Here is a 17,499-nt window from a genome sequence, read left to right as displayed (position 1 = left end):
TCACTAAGCGTGACATCCACCTGTCCGCGCACGTCACCGGCCTGATACCGTCCCCGCCAACGGTCGGCCGCTTTCCGGCGGCCCACCGTCCTCCCGTCCAATTCCGTTTCGCCGCTGAGAGGTTGGAGCATGCCGGACGACGCCGTCCCCCGCGATGACGAAGGCCGTGCCGCCGTCGCCCGCGACGCCGCCGAAGAGGCGTCCGCCCTCTCGCACCCGGCCGTCGAACCCGACTCCACCGCGGCCTACGGCGACCACCCCGACCAGGTCATCGACTTCTACGCCCCGCGCGGCCCCGCGACGACCACCCCCGCTCCCCTCGTCGTCGTCCTGCACGGCGGTGCCTGGCGCGCCCCGCACGACCGCCGGCACGTGACCCCGTTCGCCGGCTTCCTGGCCGGCCGGGGCTTCGCCGTCGCCAATGTCGAGTACCGGCGGGGCGGTACCGTCCCCGCGCAGGGCGGCACGGCCCCGATCGCGGGCCGCTGGCCGGACACCTTCGACGACGTCGCGGCGGCGCTCGACGCCCTGCCGCGCCTCGCCCGGGAGGCACTCCCCGCGGCCGACCTGCGCCGGACCGTCGCCGTCGGTCACTCCGCGGGCGGCCACCTGGCCCTGTGGGCCGCCGCCCGGCACCTGCTCCCCGCCGACGCCCCCTGGTACACCGGGCGCCCGGCCCCGCTGCGCGGCGTCGTCGCGCTCGCCCCCGTCGCCGACTTCGGCCTCGCCGGGAAGCTGGACGTCTGCTCCGGCGCGGCCACCCAACTCCTCGGCGGCGCGGACAGGTTCGAGGAACGCCGGCCGTACGCCGACCCGGCGCTCCTCCTGCCGACCGGCATCGCCACCACCCTCGTCCAGGGCCGCGACGACATCGTGGTGCCGCAGGCCGTCGCCGAGTCGTACGCGGACGCGGCGGCGAAGGCGGGCGAGGTCGTCGGCCTGACCCTCCTGGAGGGCGTCGGCCACTTCCCGCTGATCGACCCCGCGGCGGACGCGTGCGCCGTGGTGGCCGAGGAGATCGCCCAGCTGGCGTGGTGAGCACGCGGGCGTGCCGGGCTGCCCCGGGCGCGGGTGACCGGGCCGTTCCCGTAGTGCCGGTGACCCGGCCTTCCCAGGGCGCTCCGACCGGGTCGTTCCCGGGCGCTGACCGGGTCGTTCCGGCGGCGCCGGGGAGCCGGCACCGCCCGTAGTACCTGAGACGGATCCCGGAGGACCCCCCTCACTGGGGACGACCGCGGGCCCGCGTCCCGCCTACCGTTCCGTATGTGACCGAGACGACCCAGACGAAGACGATGCCGTTGCCCGGCGCCGAGCCGCGCAGCCCCGAGTTCCGGCTGGCCATGGACGCCCTGCGGAGGCTGCGGCAGGACCTGTTCCACGACGCCTTCGCCTACCGCCCCCTGGCGCCCATGCGCACAAACCGCCGGCTCCCCGGGCGGGTCCGGCGGTACGCGGCCTGGACCCCGCACGCGACGGTCGTGGCGGCGGCCCTGGTGGTGCTGCTCATCGCCGTGGCGTCCGGTGACGTAGGCGAGGGCATCCCCAATCTGCTGATCGTGATCCTCTCGGTGGGCCCGGTCCTGCTGACCCTGGTCAGGCCGGTCGCCGCCTTCTGGCTGTCCCTGGGTGCCACCGCGCTCGTAGCCGCGTTCAGCGACGCGTGGACCGAGTGGCCCTGGGCGCCCGCCGGCTTCGCCGCCCACCTGGTCGTCCTGACGGTCGTCGCCGCCCGGACCCGTCCGCGCACCGGGGCGTGGATGTGGACGCTGACGGCGGCGTACGGCTTCCTCGCCGAGACGCTCCTGGGCGGCGGCCACTACGGGAGCAACAGCATGCCGTTCCTGTTCGTCTCCGCGCTGGCGCTGCTGGTCGTCACCGTGCGCCAGGTGCGCCGCCAGGCCGAGCAGGAGGTGACCGCCCAGCAGACGGTCACCGCCCACGAGCGGTCCCGGCGCACGCTGCTGGAGGAGCGGACGAACATCGCCCGCGAGCTGCACGACGTGGTCGCCCACCACATGTCGGTGGTCGCCATCCAGGCCGAGGCCGCCCCCTACCGCGTGGAGAACCCGCCGCCCGAGCTGGAGAAGGCCTTCGCCACGATCCGGGAGAACGCGGTCGCGGCGCTGACCGAGCTGCGCCGCGTCCTCGGCGTCGTCCGGGCCGAGGACTACGAGGCCCCCGACGCCCCGCAGCCCACGCTCTTCGACCTCGACGCGCTTCTCGACAACGTGCGGGAGGCCGGCCTGCCCGTCGACAAGGCGGTCACCGGCGCGGTGCGCGAGCTGCCGCAGGGGGTCGAGCTGTCGGCGTACCGGATCGTGCAGGAAGCACTCAGCAACACGCTGCGGCACGCGCCCGGGGCGACGGCCCGCGTAGAGATCGGCTACGTGCTCGGCGGGCTCGGCCTGCGCATAGTCAACGGCCCGGCGCCCCATCCGACGCTCCGGAAGTCCCCGCACGGCGCCGGACACGGCATCACCGGCATGCGCGAGCGCGTCACGATGCTGAACGGCGAGATGACCGCGGGCGGCACGGACGACGGCGGGTACGAGGTATCGGTCTTCCTTCCCGTGGCACTCACCGAGGAGACGGCATGACGAGCGCAGCCGAAGGTACCGGCGGCCCCGGTGCCCCCAATGCCGCCGGTGCCCCCAACACCATCCGGGTACTGATCGCCGACGACCAGGTGATGGTCCGCGAGGGCTTCTCCGTGCTGCTCGGCGCGATGCCGGACATCGAGGTGGTCGGCGAGGCGGTCAACGGACGGGAAGCCGTCCGGCGGGTCCGCGAGCTGGCGCCGGACGTCGTCCTGATGGACATCCGCATGCCCGAGCTGAACGGCATCGAGGCGACCCGCGAGATCGTCGCCGCCGACGGCACCGCGAAGGTGCTGGTGCTGACCACCTTCGACCTGGACGAGTACGTGTACCAGGCGCTGCGGGCGGGAGCCTCCGGCTTCCTCCTCAAGGACGCCTCGGCACGCCAGCTGGCCGACGGCGTACGCGTGGTGGCGTCCGGTGAGGCGCTGCTCGCCCCTTCGGTGACCAGGCGGCTCATCACGGAGTTCTCCAAGCTCGCGGAGACGCCCCGCTTCCCGGCCGGAGCGCAGGCGGCGTACGGGGAGCTGACCGAGCGCGAGACGGAGGTCCTGGTGCTGATCGCGCAGGGCCTGTCGAACGCCGAGATCGCGAACCGTCTCGTCGTCGCCGAGTCCACCATCAAGACCCACGTCAGCCGCATCCTCGTCAAACTGGGCCTGCGCGACCGCACCCAGGCGGCGGTGTTCGCGTACGAGGCGCGGCTGGTGCACCCGGGGTGAGACCCCCAGGCGCCCGCGACGGCGTCCCGGGCCGACACCCCTGGTCAGCCGGGGGTGCGGCGGGCTAGCGTCCGGACATGACTGCCTTCGACCCCTGGGACCCGGCGTTCCTCACCGACCCCTACCCCGCGTATGCCGAGCTGCGTGCCCAGGGCCGCGTGCACTTCTACGAGCCGACCGGCCAGTGGCTGGTGCCGCACCACGCGGACGTCTCGGCGCTGCTGCGGGACCGGCGCCTCGGGCGTACGTACCGGCACCGGTTCACGCACGAGGACTTCGGGCGCACGGCGCCGCCGCCGGAGCACGAGCCGTTCCACGTGCTGAACGACCACGGGATGCTCGACCTGGAGCCGCCGGACCACACCCGGATCCGGCGTCTGGTGTCGAAGGCGTTCACGCCGCGCACGGTGGAGGAGCTGCGGCCCTACGTGCACCGGCTGGCGTCCGGGCTGGTGGCCGACCTGGTGGACGCGGGCGGCGGTGATCTGCTGACCGATGTCGCAGAGCCGCTGCCGGTGGCGGTGATCGCCGAGATGCTGGGCATCCCGGAGTCGGACCGGGCGCCGCTGCGGCCGTGGTCGGCGGACATCTGCGGGATGTACGAGCTGAAGCCGTCGCGGGAGACGGCCGAGAAGGCGGTCCGGGCGTCGGTCGAGTTCACCGAGTACCTGCGGGAGCTGATCGAGGTCCGCCGCAAGGAGCCGGGCGACGACCTGGTCTCCGGGCTGATCGCGGCGCACGACGAGGGCGACCGGCTGACCGAGCAGGAGATGATCTCCACCTGCGTCCTGCTGCTGAACGCGGGCCACGAGGCGACGGTCAACGCCACGGTGAACGGCTGGTGGTCGCTGTTCCGCAACCCGGACCAGCTGGCGGCCCTGCGCGCCGACCGCTCGCTCGTCCCCACGGCGGTGGAGGAGCTGTTGCGCTACGACACCCCGCTCCAGCTCTTCGAGCGCTGGGTGCTGGACGACATCGAGATCGACGGCACGACGATCCCGCGCGGCTCGGAGATCGCGATGCTCTTCGGTTCGGCCAACCACGACCCGGCCGTGTTCGCCGGCCCCGGAAAGCTGGACCTCGCGCGCCGGGACAACCCGCACATCTCCTTCAGCGCGGGCATCCACTACTGCATCGGAGCGCCGCTGGCCCGGCTGGAGCTGGGCGCCTCCCTGGACGCGCTGCTGGTCCAGGCGCCCACCCTGCGCCCGGTGTCCGAACCGGAGCGCAGGCCGAACTTCGTGATCCGGGGCCTGGCCGGCCTGCGCGTGGAGGTCTGACGGCGCCGGCCGTCCCCGCCGGACGGCTGACGAGGCCGTGCCGGCCGACGGGGTCCGGGAGCGGAGCCCCAGGGGCCCAGCTCACCCCGGGAGCGTCAGCCCGGAGCTGTAGGGGCCCAGCTCACCCCGGGAGCGTCAGGCCCCACGCGTTCTCGCGGACGGTCCACGTCCGGGTCCGCACCGGGCCCGTGATGACCGAGTCAGCGCGGTAGCGGAAGTCCGCTCCCGACACCGTCACGCGCCGCCCGACCGCCCGCAGCGGCGACGCCTCCGCGCCCACCGACAGCCGCCGCACCTCCACCTCCGCGCTCCCGCCGGCACAGGGCGTCACCAACACCGCCTCCACCGGCTGGTGGAGATCGACGAGCGTCTCGCCGTCCACCTCGATCCGCAGCCGGGTGGGACCGTGCCCCGCCGGCGACGCCACCCGCGAGGGCCGCGTCGCCAGCGTCCGGACGAGGGACTGGCAGGTCCGCAGCCACGGCCGGGCCGAGGAGTCGGCGGGGGAGGAGTCCGCGGCGGCCGGGCCGACGGCGAACGGCAGGGAGGGGATCCGCAGCCCGCCGATCACCACGCCGTCGCTGTCGTCCACCAGCAGGTCGAGACGGCGTACGGTGCCGTCGAGCACGGCCCGGGCCGCCGCCACGGCGCCCGTGGGCACCCCGAGGGCACGGGCGAGCGAGAGCACCCCGCCCACCGGCACCAGGGACAGCGGGCACGCCGCGAGCTCCCGCTGCCGGTGCAGATGGGACACGGCACGCAGCAGAGCGCGGTCGTCGCCTATGACGACCACCCGCCGGGACCCCCTCCGGGCCAGCGCCCGGGCGAATTCCTCGGGCCCGTCCGGGAGGCACACTTTCGTGGCCGCACCCGCGCTGAGCACGTCTTTCGCGATCCGTACCGACTCCCCGTCGGTGCGACGGGCGACCGGGTCGATGACCACAAGGAGCTGGTCGGAAGCCGCCACCTCGGTCCTGCCTCGCTTCCTCGGGTAGCATCTTTGTGCAAGAGCCCCTTGCGCTATTGCGCCAGGGGCTTCGTCTATTCCGGGGCATCCGGTCCGACGGTCGCGGCCAAAGGTGGTCGCCGGCGTACGCAGCCGTACAGCAAAGACAGCAGCGTACGTCCTCGACCCTGGACATGCCCCGCCCGGAAGGGGTGTACGCCTGTGCCCGCACTTGTGCTGCTCGGTGCTCAGTGGGGTGACGAAGGCAAGGGAAAGGCCACCGACCTGCTCGGTGGATCCGTGGACTACGTGGTGCGCTATCAGGGCGGCAACAACGCCGGCCATACGGTAGTCGTGGGCGATCAGAAGTACGCCCTCCACCTCCTCCCTTCCGGAATCCTCACGCCTGAGTGCACGCCGGTGATCGGCAACGGAGTCGTCGTCGACCCCTCGGTCCTGTTCTCCGAGCTGAACGGACTCAACGAGCGCGGTGTCGACACCTCCAAACTCCTGATCAGCGGCAACGCTCACATCATCACGCCGTACAACGTCACCGTGGACAAGGTGACCGAGCGCTTCCTCGGCAAGCGCAAGATCGGCACCACCGGTCGCGGGATCGGCCCGACCTACGCGGACAAGATCAACCGCGTCGGCATCCGCATCCAGGACCTGTACGACGAGTCGATCCTGACGCAGAAGGTCGAAGCGGCCCTCGAGGTCAAGAACCAGCTGCTCACCAAGCTCTACAACCGCCGCGCCATCGAGGCCGGCCAGGTCGTCGAGGAGCTGCTGGGCTACGCGGACCGGCTCGAGCCGTACGTCGCGGACACCGTCCTGGTCCTGAACCAGGCCCTGGAGCAGGACAAGGTCGTGCTCTTCGAGGGCGGCCAGGGCACGCTCCTGGACATCGACCACGGCACGTACCCCTTCGTGACGTCCAGCAACCCGACCGCCGGCGGTGCCTGCACCGGCGCGGGCGTCGGACCCACGAAGATCAGCCGGGTCATCGGCATCCTGAAGGCGTACACGACCCGGGTCGGCTCGGGACCGTTCCCCACCGAGCTCTTCGACGAGGACGGCGAGGCGCTGCGCCGCATCGGCGGCGAGCGGGGTGTCACCACCGGCCGTGACCGGCGCTGCGGCTGGTTCGACGCGGTCATCGCCCGGTACGCGACCCGGGTCAACGGCCTGACGGACTTCTTCCTCACCAAGCTGGACGTGCTGACCGGCTGGGAGGAGATCCCCGTCTGCGTGGCCTACGAGATCGACGGCAGGCGCGTCGAGGAACTCCCGTACTCGCAGACCGACTTCCACCACGCGAAGCCGATCTACGAGACCCTGCCCGGCTGGTCCGAGGACATCACGAAGGCCAAGACCTTCGCGGACCTGCCGAAGAACGCCCAGGCGTACGTGAAGGCGCTGGAGGACATGTCCGGCGCCCCGATCTCCGCGATCGGCGTCGGCCCGGGCCGGGACGAGACGATCGAGATCAACTCGTTCGTCTGACCGTCCCCCAGGACCACGGGAAGGGCGCCCCTCGGGGCGCCCTTTTCCGCGGGGGCACGCAGGACGGACCGGGCATACGCTGAACGGTGTAGGAGTGCGTGCGTCAGCCAGGAGAAGGTGAGTGCGATGCGCGTCATGCTCAAAGCCACGATGGACACGGACAAGGCCAACGAGGCCCTGACGAGCGGCAAGATGCCGCAGCTGCTCCAGGAGACGATGGAGCACCTGAGGCCGGAGGCCGCGTACTTCGGTCCCGAGGGCGGCTGCCGGACCTGCTACCTCGTCTTCGACATGACGGACAGCTCCCAGCTGCCCCCCGTCGGTGAACCGTTCTTCACCCAGCTCAACGCCAAGGTGGAGATCTTCCCCATCATGAACGCGGACGACCTGCAGAAGGGGCTCTCCCAGCTCCACTGAACCGGGCCGCCCTCAGCTGAAGATGATCATCGATCCCTGGGCGAGGCTGCGCGTGGCCGCCGCGTGCAGCCCGAGCCACACGTGCCGTTCCCGGGCGAACGGGCTCGCGTCGTAGGGGGCGGGCGCGGCCGGCTCCTCCAACTCCGTGGGCGCGTGCGGCGGTTCCGGCGCCAGGGGCGGGTTGCCGGGGTCGATGCCGATGGACGGCCCGACGAACTCCAGCTCCCGCAGCAGGCCGTGGGACGAACCGAGCGGGCCGCCGCCGGCGAGGAGTTCGTCGCTGGACAGCGGGTGCGGGAAGTCGACCGGCACGTACGCGCCCGCGTGGTCGTAGTGCCACACCAGGTGGGACTGCTGGGCGTTCGTCTCGAACATCTCGAGGAGCTGCTCGTAGTCGCCGCCCAGTTCGTCCACCGGCGTCACCGCGAGGCCGCACATCTGCAGCAGGTACGCCCGCCGCAGGAAGTGCAGCGCGTCGTAGTCGAAGCCCGCGACCGGGGCCACCTCACCGGTCAGCCCGGGCATGTACGCGTAGACCGGAACCGGCGGGAGCTTCGCCTCGCCGAGCACCTTGTCGTAGAGCGCGAGCTCCTCGGCGAAGGGGTTGTCGGGGGTGTGGCACAACACGTCGACGAGCGGGACCAGCCACAGGTCACAGGCCAACAGACAGCTCCTCTGGTTCTTTGCGCGACAGCGGTACGACGATGTCAGGGAAGCGTAATGCGCGCGGCGCCCGGGTGACTCCCGGTCCGCGCGACTTGGGCTCATTCCGTTCGCCGGCTGAAGCCCCCGGCGCCGTCCAGATCCCACACCCAGGCCCCGTCCACGAACGTGCCCGGGTGCCCCACCAGCTTGTCGACGGCCTCCCGCAGCGCGTCCTGGCGGGGCTGCGGCGCCAGCACCAGCACCCCCGCCTTCCAGTACGCGAGGTCGTAGCGCGCCTGCGCCCGCCAGTTCTCGCCGATCTCCGGGACGGCGCCCGAGTTGGCGATCTCCCGCAGCAGGTTGGACGTGTAGCGGGGCGCGGCGCCGTAGATGCCGACGCGCTCCTCGCCGAAGGGCCCGTTGAAGTAACCCCCGGGCAGCCGGAAGCCGAGGTCCGCCGTGGTCTGCCAGTGCAGCGCGTCCGCGTTGACCGGGTCCGGCAGCGGCACCGGTACGAGGGACTCGCCCTCGCCGACGTACGACTTCCAGGTGCCGTCCGCGACGAACGCGGGGACGTCCGCGCGGTCCACCGACTTCAGCGGCGCCGGGACGAGGGGGAGCAGCGCCGCGGCGACGGCCACCATCCCCAGGTACTGCGTGGCGAGGGCGCGGGTGCGCACGAGCCGGTCGAACGCGAGCGCCACCAGCATGCCCAGCGCGGGCGCGCAGACCATCGCCACCCGCCCCTCGATGACCGACTCGAAGAGCGGCTTGCCGGCCAGCGCCGCCCAGGGCCCGGGCAGGACCACGTCGGTCAGCGGGATGCGGAACCGCGGGCCCAGCGACAGCGCGGCCGCCGCCAGCACGGTGAAGGCGAGCGCCTTGACGAGCGCCCGGTCCCACAGCCGTACGACGACCGCGAAGGCGAGCGCGGCCAGCGGCCAGCCGTAGAAGGCGTTCTGCTCGGTGGGGTTCAGGGACAGCGCGCCCGCGGTCTCCGCGTTCCCGGCGACCAGCGAGCGCTCGGCGAAGGACAGCAGCGCGAGGGGGCTGTTGCCCGCGTTGTCGCCGTGCAGCACGCTCTTGTAGCTCTGCGGCCCGGCGAACTGCCAGTACAGCGGGAAGGCGATCAGCGGCAGGCAGACGGCCGCACCCACGCCCAGGCCCTTGAGCAGCGGGCGCCAGGACGCCCTGGCGACGTCCCGGCGGACGGCCGCGTAGGCGAGCGCGAACAGGGCCATGCCCATCGACGCGAGCAGCAGCGGTTCCTCGCCGAGGAAGATCTGGTACGTCGCCATCAGCCCGAGGACGACTCCGTCGCGGACCACCCGGGTGCCCGCGCACAGCCGCAGGGCCCGGTCGATGATCAGCGGGATCATCAGCAGGATCACGAAGTTGGGGTGCGCGTTGGCGTGGCTGACCATCGGCGGAGCGAAGGCTGCGAGCGCGGCGCCCAGGAAGGCCGCGCCCCGCTGCCGTACGACCCGCTTCACGATCAGCCAGTACCAGGCGGCGGCCGTGGCGGCCAGGCCGAGCGTCATCACCAGGTTGAGGGCGACCGCCGGGCCGAGGAGCAGGGTGACGGGCGTGAACGGCACCGACAGGCCCAGCATGACCGTGTTGGCCATCAGGTTCACGCCGTCCGGGAAGCCCTGGAAGGTCGTGAAGAGCGGGTTGTGCAGGTGGCGGACGCTGTCGGCGGTGACGGCGAAGAACCACTCCCACTGGTTCTGGTCCTGGAGCGAGTCGACGAGGTACCGGTCGTCGGGGTTCACCCAGCGGCCGGAGTACAGGGCGACCGACATGAGGAGGAAGAGGACGGCGGCCAGCAGGTCCGCGGGGCGGGCGGAGCGGAGTTTGAGGAGGGAGAGTTCGGCGAGGACCCGGCCGTAGTCGAGGGGCCGTACCTTTGAACCGGACTGGTGCGCCCAGCGCACCGGGACCTCGGCCACCGGCCAGCCGGAGCGGCGGAAGTGCTGGAGTATCTCGACGTCTATGCCCCATCCGTTGAGCCGGGAGGCGGCGAACGCCTCGCGGGCGCGGTCGCCGTCGAAGAGCTTGAAGCCGCACTGGGTGTCGCGTATGCCGGGCACCGCGACCCTGCGTATCAGGAGGTTCCCGGCCCGGCCGAGCAGCTCCCGCAGCCGGTGCTGGTGCGCCTCTATCGACGCGCCCGGCGTGGCCCGCGAGCCGATCGCCGCGGCCCGGCCGTCGGCGAGCGCCTTGTCGAGGTGCTCCAGCTCCTCGATCGGGGCCGCCAGGTCGGCGTCGGTGACCAGCACGCGCCGGCCGCGGGACGCGGCGACCCCGAGGCGCAGCGCGTGGCCCTTGCCGCGGTTGCGGGGGCTCGTGACGAACCGGACCCGGGGGTCGCGGGCACCGGCCTCGGCGGCGACGTCCTTGGTCCCGTCCGTGGAGCCGTCGTCGGCGACGATCAGCTCCCACTGCCCGAAGCGGCCCTCGTTCTCGCTCAGGTGCGTGACGATCGCGTCCAGTGTCGGCCCGAGCCGCCGTTCCTCGTTATAGGCGGGGACGACGACCGTCAGGTCCACGTCCACGGCCGGCCTGTCCTCCACGAGGTCCGTGCACTGCGGCGCGCTCATCCGGCGGCCAGCCGCTCGACGACGGCGAGGGAGTGCGCGTTGTACGCGGTGACGATCGCGTGCGCCTGCTCGGGCTCGCGGCGCGTCAGCGCGTCCACGAGTTCCGTGTGTCCCGACCACAGGTGCCCCTTGAGGTCGGTCACCCGGCGCAGGTGCTGCACCGTGCAGACCCAGGACTGGACGCGCATGCGGTGCAGGAAGTCGGCGAGGTAGGCGTTGCCGAACAGTCCGCTCAGTTCGCGCCAGAAGCGCAGGTCGTAGCCGATCAGGATGTTCAGGTCGCCGGCCACGGCCGCCCGCGCGGCCTCCTCGCCGCGGCGGCGCACACCGGCGAGCGCGGCGAGGGCGCGGGGCTGGTCGGTGGAGGCCGGGGAGCCGTCGGCCAGGCTCCGGAACATGCCGTCCGTGATCATGCTCCGGGCCTCGATCATGCCCCGGTGGTCGTCCAGGGTGTACGCGTGGACGCGGAAGCCGCGGTGCTGGGCCGCGTCCAGGAGGCCTTGCGCCGACAGGTCGACGAGGGCCTCGCGGACGGGGGTCGCGGAGACGCCGTACTGGTCGGCGATCTCCTTCACCGTGAACTCCTGCCCCGCCTGGAGCCGGCCGGCCAGCACCTCGTCGCGGAGGGCGTCCGCGATCTGCTGCCGCAGGGTGCTACGGGTTACGGCGCCGCTGCCGCCGGTGCCGGGCATGGTGTCTGGCTCCCCCATCGCGTACGGGTACGTGGTCGTCGCTCGTCTGTGTCTACGAGCACGTCACCTTACGCGGTGGGGTCGCGGGCCCAGGAGAATCGGCCCGGACAGCCTCGTCCTCCCCCGGGGGTGCGGGCGGGATGTCACACGGTGTGCTCGTCCGCCACGGACAGCGCCGCGTCCAGCGCCGCGAGGCCCTCCTTCAGCTCCGCCTCGCTGATGTTGCACGGCGGCACGACGTGGGTCCGGTTCATGTTGATGAAGGGCCACAGTCCGTGGGCCTTCGCCGCCGCCCCGAACGCCGCCATCGGCGCGTTGGCCTCCCCGGCCGCGTTGTACGGCACCAGCGGCTCGCGGGTCTCCCGGTTCCGGACGAGCTCCAGCGCCCAGAACACGCCGGTGCCGCGGACCTCGCCGATGCTCGGGTGCCGCTCGGCGAGCTCGCGCAGGGCGGGACCGATCAGGTTCTCGCCGGTCCTGGCGGCCTGCCCGACGATGTCCTCCTCCTCCATCACGTTGATGGTGGCGACGGCGGCGGCGCAGGCCAGCGGATGCCCGGAGTAGGTGAGGCCGCCGGGGTAGGGGCGGCGGGCGAAGGTCTCGGCGATCGCGCCCGAGATGGCGACACCGCCCAGCGGCACGTAGCCGGAGTTCACACCCTTGGCGAAGGTCAGCAGGTCCGGCGTCACGTCGAAGTGGTCCGCGGCGAACCAGGCGCCCGTGCGCCCGAACCCGGCCATGACCTCGTCGAGGACGAGGACGATGCCGTACCGGTCGCAGATCTCGCGGACTCCGGCGAGGTAGCCGGGCGGCGGGGTCATGATGCCCGCGGTCCCCGGGACGGTCTCGAGGATGACGGCCGCGACGGTCGCCGGTCCCTCGAAGGCGATGGTGTCCTCCAGGTGCTGGAGTGCCCGCTCGCACTCCTGCCGCTCGCTGTCGGAGTGGAAGGGGGAGCGGTAGAGGAAGGGCGCCCAGAAGTGGACGACTCCGGCGGCGCCGCTGTCGTTGGGCCAGCGGCGCGGGTCACCGGTGAGGTTGATCGCGGTGGAGGTGGCGCCGTGGTACGAGCGGTAGGCCGACAGCACCTTCGGGCGGCCGGTGTGCAGCCGGGCCATGCGCGTCGCGTTCTCGACGGCCTCGGCCCCGCCGTTGGTGAAGAAGATCTTGTCCAGGTCGCCGGGGGTCCGCTCGGCTATGAGCCGCGCGGCCTCCGACCGGGCCTCGACGGCGAAGGCGGGCGCGAACGTGGACAGGGTCGCGGCCTGTTCCTGGATCGCGGCGACGACCTTGGGGTGCTGGTAGCCGATGTTGGTGAAGACGAGCCCGCTGGTGAAGTCCAGATACCGCTTGCCGTCGTAGTCCCAGAAGTACGACCCCTGCGCGCCGGCGACGGCGAGCGGGTCGATGAGCTCCTGCGCGGACCAGGAGTGGAAGACGTGCGCGCGGTCCGCGGCCTTCACGGCGGCGCCGGTCTGGGGGTTGGGCTGAGGGGTCATGCCGCGAGGGTAGATGTCCGCGGTGCGGACACGACATCGGCGTCCTGTCTGCGGTCGGGGGCTTTCCGCGACAGGTTGTCGGGGGTGCGGGCCCGCCCGCCCGGCGGCACCGGGGCCGGCGCCCGCTGTTACGCAACCGTAGAGACCACCCCGCCCACCGCCCCGTGGCGGCGCACTATCCTCGGGCTGTTGCTCACGTACGGGGGAAGGCGGCGCAACGATGGAGAAGCTGGGGGCAGGGGAGCCGCAGAGGATCGGGGGCTACCGGCTGCTCGCGCGGCTCGGGGCCGGCGGGATGGGGCAGGTGTACCTGGCCCGCTCCGGCCGGGGCCGCACGGTCGCCGTGAAGCTCGTCCGCCGGGAACTCGCCGAGCAGGAGGAGTTCCGGGCCCGCTTCCGGCAGGAGGTGCAGGCCGCGGGGCGCGTGGGCGGGTACTGGACGGCGCCGGTGCTCGACGCGGACACCGAGGCCGCCATTCCGTGGGTCGCCACGGGGTACGTCGCGGGGCCCTCCCTGCAGACGGTGGTGGGACAGGACCACGGTCCCCTGCCCGAGCGGTCGGTGCGGATCCTCGCCGCCGGGCTCGCGTCGGCCCTGCGGGACATCCACGCGGCCGGGCTGATCCACCGGGACCTCAAGCCGTCCAACGTGCTCGTCACGATCGACGGGCCGCGTGTCATCGACTTCGGGATCGCCCGGGCCCTGGAGACCGTCACCGACGGCGGGCTCACCAGGACCGGCGCGCTCGTCGGATCCCCCGGCTTCATGGCACCCGAGCAGGTCCGGGGCGACCGGATCACCACGGCGTGCGACATCTTCTGCCTCGGGTCCGTCCTCGCGTACGCGGCGACCGGCGCCCAGCCCTTCGGCAGCTCCGACAGCGGCGTGCACGCCCTGATGTTCCGCATCGCGCAGGAGGAGCCCGACCTGACGGGCGTGCCGGAGGCCCTGGCGGAACTCGTCCGTGACTGCCTGCGCAAGGACCCGGCGGCGCGGCCCACCCTCGACCGGATCCTGGAGCGCACGGGGGCGGAGGACACCGTCGTCGACGGGCGGGCCCGCGACCCGTGGCTGCCGGGCACGCTGGTCGCCCAACTCGGGCGGCACGCCGTGCAGTTGCTCGACACGGAGAACCCGGACGAGCCGGCGTCCGGGGCGTCCCGGCCGGGCGTCCCGGCCGCCGCTCCCGCGGGTGCCGCCTCCGCGGCTGCCGCTGCCGCGGGTTCCGCCGCGTCGGGCGCCCCTGATGCCGTGTCGCCCGCGGTCCCCGGCGCGGGCGCACCGGCCGGGGACCCCCGCGCGATCCCGGCCCCGGACTCCCCCGACCTCGTCAAGCGCCCCGCTCCGCAGGTGCCCCCGGCTCCGGAGGCGCCCCCCGCCGCCACGCAGGCTCCGCCGGAGCACGGTTCCGCCGCCGAGGCCCCCGGCGGCGCCACCCCGCCCCCGCCCGGGAACCCGGCCCCGGTGAACCACCTCCCCACGATGGTCTCCGGGCCGGGTATGGCGCCACCGCCGACAGCCCCGCCCGGTTACGGCCATCCGCAGCAGCACCCGCAGGCCTCGGCGTACGGCTATCCGCAGAACGGCTGGGGCGCCGGGCCGCCCGCCGGATACGGTCCGGCCCCGGCGCCGGGCCCCGCTCCGTCGTACGGACCGGGCCCGACCCCGCCCTACGGCCCCGCCGCCGTCCCGCCGCAGCAGGAGCCCGGGCGCCGGCGCGGCCGTTCCACCGCGGCGCTCGTCGCGGTCGCCCTGGTGGTCGCGCTCGGCGCGGGCGGTTCCGTGTACGCGCTGATGAAGGGCGGCACCGACGACGACGGCAAGGGTCCGACGCCGGTCACCACCGGGCCCGCGACACCCGGCCCGGACCCGTCGCAGCCGTCCCCCTCCGTGTCGGGGTCCGTGTCCGGGTCACCCACCTCCGAGGCGCCGAAGGACGGCGGGATCCCGGAGAAGTACCTCGGCACCTGGACCGGCAGCATCGACAACGCGACGGGCCACAACACCCGGCGTCTGGTGATCCGGCAGGGCAAGGCGGGCGACACCGTCCTCTCGCTCACCGCCGACGGCCCGGCCGGCGGCGGCACCTACCACTGCGTGTTCCGTGCCGAGCTGGCGAAGACCCCGACCGCCGACGGGCCCCTGGAGATGGGCCCGTCCGAGGTGGTCGTCGGCGAACCGGCCTCCTCGTGCTCCCCAGGCGGCAGCTCCGAGGTCACCCTCCTGCCGGACGGCCGCCTGCGCCGCGTGATCACGGAGTCGGGCCAGGAGCTGACGTACACGAAGGGCGGCTGAGCGGCCGAACGGCGCTGGTGCGCAAGGCCGTTCGGGGCATGCGGGCCTCGAACCGGCGGCGAACTTCATCTGCCGTATCCCGGCCGTTCCCCCTCCGGGCCGTACCGTGACGGCACCGCGCGGCTCGGGGCCCGCGCGGCCCGGGGGAGTGCCGGATGGAGTGGCTGAGCGCGGAGAACGTGGTGGCGATCGCGACCGCGGTGGTCGGCATCGTGGCGTCGGCGGGGATGGTCTGGTACGAGCGGCGGGTGCCGCGGAGCAAGCGGGTCGGCTACCGGGTCCAGATGGACAACCCCATCGGCGACGACGTGCGGTCGGGGATCGCGAACGTACGGCTCGGGCTGTTCGACGAGGTGCCGGGCATGGCCGACGCGACGCTCGTCCTGCTGCGGATCGAGAACGACGGCTCCCGGAGCATCGCGGGCGACGACTACACGGGCCGCGAACGGCACGGTCTCACCGCGGTGTTCACCGACCGCACGATCCGGGGCGTGTCCGTGACGCAGCCGCCCGGCACCGAGCACCTGATGGACCACTTCAGCGCGGCCGCCGGTCTCGGCTACGAGGACGGCACCCTGCGCATCCCGCGCGTCCCGCTCAACCGGGGCGAGCACTACAAGCTGCTGGTGCTGCTGTCGGGCGGAGACGTCGGGCGGCCCATACGGCTCATCGGCGGGATCCGGGACGGCGTGGTGAGCCCCAACCGCAGTACGACCCCGGACGACCAGCCGCCGCTGTTCAGCCGCGCGGCCCGGCTGATCACCGTCCTGCTCACGGTGTGCGTCGTGACGCTCGCGGCCATCGTCGTCGTCCGGGACGACACCCCGCCGCCGATCGGCTGTGCGCGGGGCACGCTGACGGTGACCGGATCGACCGCCTTCGCACCCGTCATGCGGGAGCTGGCCGACAAGTACGAGAGGGACTGCGCGGGGTCGCTCATCACGGTCGACGCACACGGCAGCACCGCGGGAGTACGCGAACTCCAGGCCGCCGGCACCGCGTCCGACGGCGGCTCACCGGCCGTGGTCGCCCTCTCGGACGGGCGCAAGCCGGACGGGCTTCCCCAACTGCGGGAGAGCCGCCTCGCGGTGTCCGTGTTCACGCTGGTCGTCCACGAGGACATCCCGCTGAAGAGCCTGTCCCGTGCCGACGTACGCCGTGTCTACCGCGGGGAGATCGGGAACTGGAAGCAGCTCGGCGGCCCGGACCGTCCGGTCGTCCTGGTCAGCCGGGACGCCAACTCCGGTACCCGGCAGGTCTTCCAGCGGCGGGTGCTGGGGCGCGGCGAGATCGCCAACTCCTCGCGGGACTGCGTCCACAAGGACGACGCCGGGGCCCCGGTGGTGCGCTGTGAACTCGACTCCACCGAACAGGTGCTGGACACGGTCGCCCGGCTGCCCGGCGCGATCGGCTACAGCGAGCTCACCCTCGCCACCGGCTTCGCCGGCCTGCACCGCCTCGCCCTCGACGGCCACGACCCGTCCGTCGAAGAGCTGGAGCAGGGCGCCGGCGACTACCCGTACCGCGAGATCGAGTACGCCTACACCTACGGCCGCCCGCCCGCCGCCTCCCTCGCCTCCAGCTTCCTGGCCTACGTCAGCCGCGGCGCAGGCCAGGACGTCGTCCGCACCCACGGCCACCTGCCGTGCGGAACCCCGGTGGGGCTGCGGATCTGCGGCGAGGGGTGACACCCGGCGGGCGTGTCACCCCTCGCCCGCCGCGCGCCCGGCACCCGGGCGGGAGTGGCGCCGCGCATCCGGTTTCGGCTGCGCGGCGCCCGCGCCGACCGCGTATCCGCCCCCAGGGCAGGGGCAGGCCGCCGCCACCGCGCCTGTCACGCACCCGGCCCCCGGGCGGGGGTGGCTCCCCACGCCTGCGCCGTACCCGGCACCTGCCACGCGCCGCCCTCCCGGGCGGGGTGGCTCACATGCCTGTCGCGTACTCGGTGCCGGTAGGGCGGCTCCCGCGCCAGCCGCGTATCCGGCCCTAGGGGGGACAAGGCGCCGCTCGCCGCGCCTGCTGCGCGCCGGGCCCCGGGCGGGGTGGCTCCTATGCCCGTGCCGTACCCGGCGCCTGCCGCGCCTGCCGCGCGTCCGGCCGCCGGGGAGGGTAACGCCCACGCCGGTGCCGTACCTGGCGCCCGCGGCATGTGCCGCGTGCCGCCCTCTCGAGCGGGGCCGCGGCTGTTGCGTGTCCGGCCCCCGGGGCGGGTTGGCCCCCGCGCCTGTGCCGTACCCGGCGTCTGTCGCGTTTCGGCCCCCGGGGCGGGGTGGCTCCCAAGCCTCCGCCGTACCCG

13 protein-coding genes are annotated in these 17,499 nt (G+C 73.4%); 8 read left to right on the top strand and 5 right to left on the bottom strand.

Annotation, left to right across the window (positions count from 1 at the left end; all coding sequences use genetic code 11):
- Positions 1-129 precede the first annotated feature (129 nt).
- The 4 genes from AC0ZLC_RS22475 (at position 130) to AC0ZLC_RS22460 (ending at position 4,599) form a co-directional block, all read left to right on the top strand.
- Entirely contained in the window at positions 130-1,038 is a 909-nt protein-coding gene (locus tag AC0ZLC_RS22475) for an alpha/beta hydrolase (RefSeq protein ID WP_476753734.1), read from the top strand.
- A gap of 227 nt (positions 1,039-1,265) precedes the next feature.
- The gene (locus AC0ZLC_RS22470) at positions 1,266-2,597 is read left to right on the top strand and encodes a sensor histidine kinase (protein ID WP_476753733.1); all 1,332 of its coding nucleotides are present in this window, start codon (positions 1,266-1,268) and stop codon (positions 2,595-2,597) included.
- Positions 2,594-3,319, top strand: a complete 726-nt coding sequence (locus AC0ZLC_RS22465; RefSeq protein ID WP_476753732.1) for a response regulator — start codon at positions 2,594-2,596, stop codon at positions 3,317-3,319. Before AC0ZLC_RS22470 ends, AC0ZLC_RS22465 begins: the two co-directional genes overlap by 4 nt.
- A gap of 77 nt (positions 3,320-3,396) precedes the next feature.
- Positions 3,397-4,599 (top strand): cytochrome P450, encoded by a 1,203-nt coding sequence (locus tag AC0ZLC_RS22460; protein ID WP_476753731.1) that lies wholly within the window; start codon positions 3,397-3,399, stop codon positions 4,597-4,599.
- Between the two features lie 121 nt (positions 4,600-4,720).
- Here the strand turns inward: AC0ZLC_RS22460 and AC0ZLC_RS22455 are convergent, their stop codons facing one another.
- The gene (locus tag AC0ZLC_RS22455) at positions 4,721-5,566 is read right to left on the bottom strand and encodes a diacylglycerol kinase family protein (protein ID WP_476753730.1); all 846 of its coding nucleotides are present in this window, start codon (positions 5,564-5,566) and stop codon (positions 4,721-4,723) included.
- A gap of 201 nt (positions 5,567-5,767) precedes the next feature.
- Here AC0ZLC_RS22455 and AC0ZLC_RS22450 point away from each other — a divergent pair, with 201 nt between their 5' ends.
- Both AC0ZLC_RS22450 and AC0ZLC_RS22445 read left to right on the top strand, forming a co-directional pair.
- A complete protein-coding gene (locus AC0ZLC_RS22450) occupies positions 5,768-7,051 on the top strand; it encodes an adenylosuccinate synthase (protein WP_476753729.1) in 1,284 nt (427 codons plus the stop codon).
- Positions 7,052-7,177: 126 nt separating this feature from the next.
- Positions 7,178-7,468, top strand: a complete 291-nt coding sequence (locus AC0ZLC_RS22445; protein WP_476753728.1) for a hypothetical protein — start codon at positions 7,178-7,180, stop codon at positions 7,466-7,468.
- 12 nt (positions 7,469-7,480) lie between these two features.
- Here the strand turns inward: AC0ZLC_RS22445 and AC0ZLC_RS22440 are convergent, their stop codons facing one another.
- From AC0ZLC_RS22440 to AC0ZLC_RS22425, 4 genes are all read right to left on the bottom strand, one after another.
- Positions 7,481-8,131: a hypothetical protein gene (locus tag AC0ZLC_RS22440; RefSeq protein ID WP_358854807.1), complete on the bottom strand. Its 651-nt coding sequence runs from the start codon at positions 8,129-8,131 to the stop codon at positions 7,481-7,483.
- 101 nt (positions 8,132-8,232) lie between these two features.
- Positions 8,233-10,716, bottom strand: a complete 2,484-nt coding sequence (locus tag AC0ZLC_RS22435; RefSeq protein WP_476753727.1) for a glycosyltransferase — start codon at positions 10,714-10,716, stop codon at positions 8,233-8,235.
- Entirely contained in the window at positions 10,713-11,408 is a 696-nt protein-coding gene (locus AC0ZLC_RS22430; protein WP_476753814.1) for a GntR family transcriptional regulator, read from the bottom strand. The genes AC0ZLC_RS22435 and AC0ZLC_RS22430 overlap by 4 nt, the downstream gene beginning before the upstream one ends.
- Positions 11,409-11,551: 143 nt before the next feature.
- Positions 11,552-12,907: an aminotransferase class III-fold pyridoxal phosphate-dependent enzyme gene (locus AC0ZLC_RS22425; RefSeq protein ID WP_476753726.1), complete on the bottom strand. Its 1,356-nt coding sequence runs from the start codon at positions 12,905-12,907 to the stop codon at positions 11,552-11,554.
- Between the two features lie 220 nt (positions 12,908-13,127).
- On the opposite strand from AC0ZLC_RS22425, the gene AC0ZLC_RS22420 reads away from it, so the two are divergent.
- Entirely contained in the window at positions 13,128-15,203 is a 2,076-nt protein-coding gene (locus AC0ZLC_RS22420) for a serine/threonine-protein kinase (protein ID WP_476753725.1), read from the top strand.
- A 155-nt stretch (positions 15,204-15,358) separates the two neighbouring features.
- Positions 15,359-16,891: a substrate-binding domain-containing protein gene (locus AC0ZLC_RS22415; protein ID WP_476753724.1), complete on the top strand. Its 1,533-nt coding sequence runs from the start codon at positions 15,359-15,361 to the stop codon at positions 16,889-16,891.
- The last annotated feature ends 608 nt before the right edge of the window (positions 16,892-17,499 follow it).

Source organism: Streptomyces sp. GLSS-08, from assembly GCF_056387915.1.
The sequence above is the reverse complement of the archived record's forward strand: the minus strand, read 5'-3'. Positions and strand labels throughout refer to the sequence as shown.

Coding starts and splice junctions, on each gene's coding strand:
- AC0ZLC_RS22475 (WP_476753734.1), top strand. CDS start 130: ATGCCGGACGACGCCGTCCCCCGCGATGACGAAGGCCGTGCCGCCGTC.
- AC0ZLC_RS22465 (WP_476753732.1), top strand. CDS start 2,594: ATGACGAGCGCAGCCGAAGGTACCGGCGGCCCCGGTGCCCCCAATGCC.
- AC0ZLC_RS22460 (WP_476753731.1), top strand. CDS start 3,397: ATGACTGCCTTCGACCCCTGGGACCCGGCGTTCCTCACCGACCCCTAC.
- AC0ZLC_RS22445 (WP_476753728.1), top strand. CDS start 7,178: ATGCGCGTCATGCTCAAAGCCACGATGGACACGGACAAGGCCAACGAG.
- AC0ZLC_RS22435 (WP_476753727.1), bottom strand. CDS start 10,716: ATGAGCGCGCCGCAGTGCACGGACCTCGTGGAGGACAGGCCGGCCGTG.
- AC0ZLC_RS22430 (WP_476753814.1), bottom strand. CDS start 11,408: ATGCCCGGCACCGGCGGCAGCGGCGCCGTAACCCGTAGCACCCTGCGG.
- AC0ZLC_RS22425 (WP_476753726.1), bottom strand. CDS start 12,907: ATGACCCCTCAGCCCAACCCCCAGACCGGCGCCGCCGTGAAGGCCGCG.
- AC0ZLC_RS22420 (WP_476753725.1), top strand. CDS start 13,128: ATGGAGAAGCTGGGGGCAGGGGAGCCGCAGAGGATCGGGGGCTACCGG.
- AC0ZLC_RS22415 (WP_476753724.1), top strand. CDS start 15,359: ATGGAGTGGCTGAGCGCGGAGAACGTGGTGGCGATCGCGACCGCGGTG.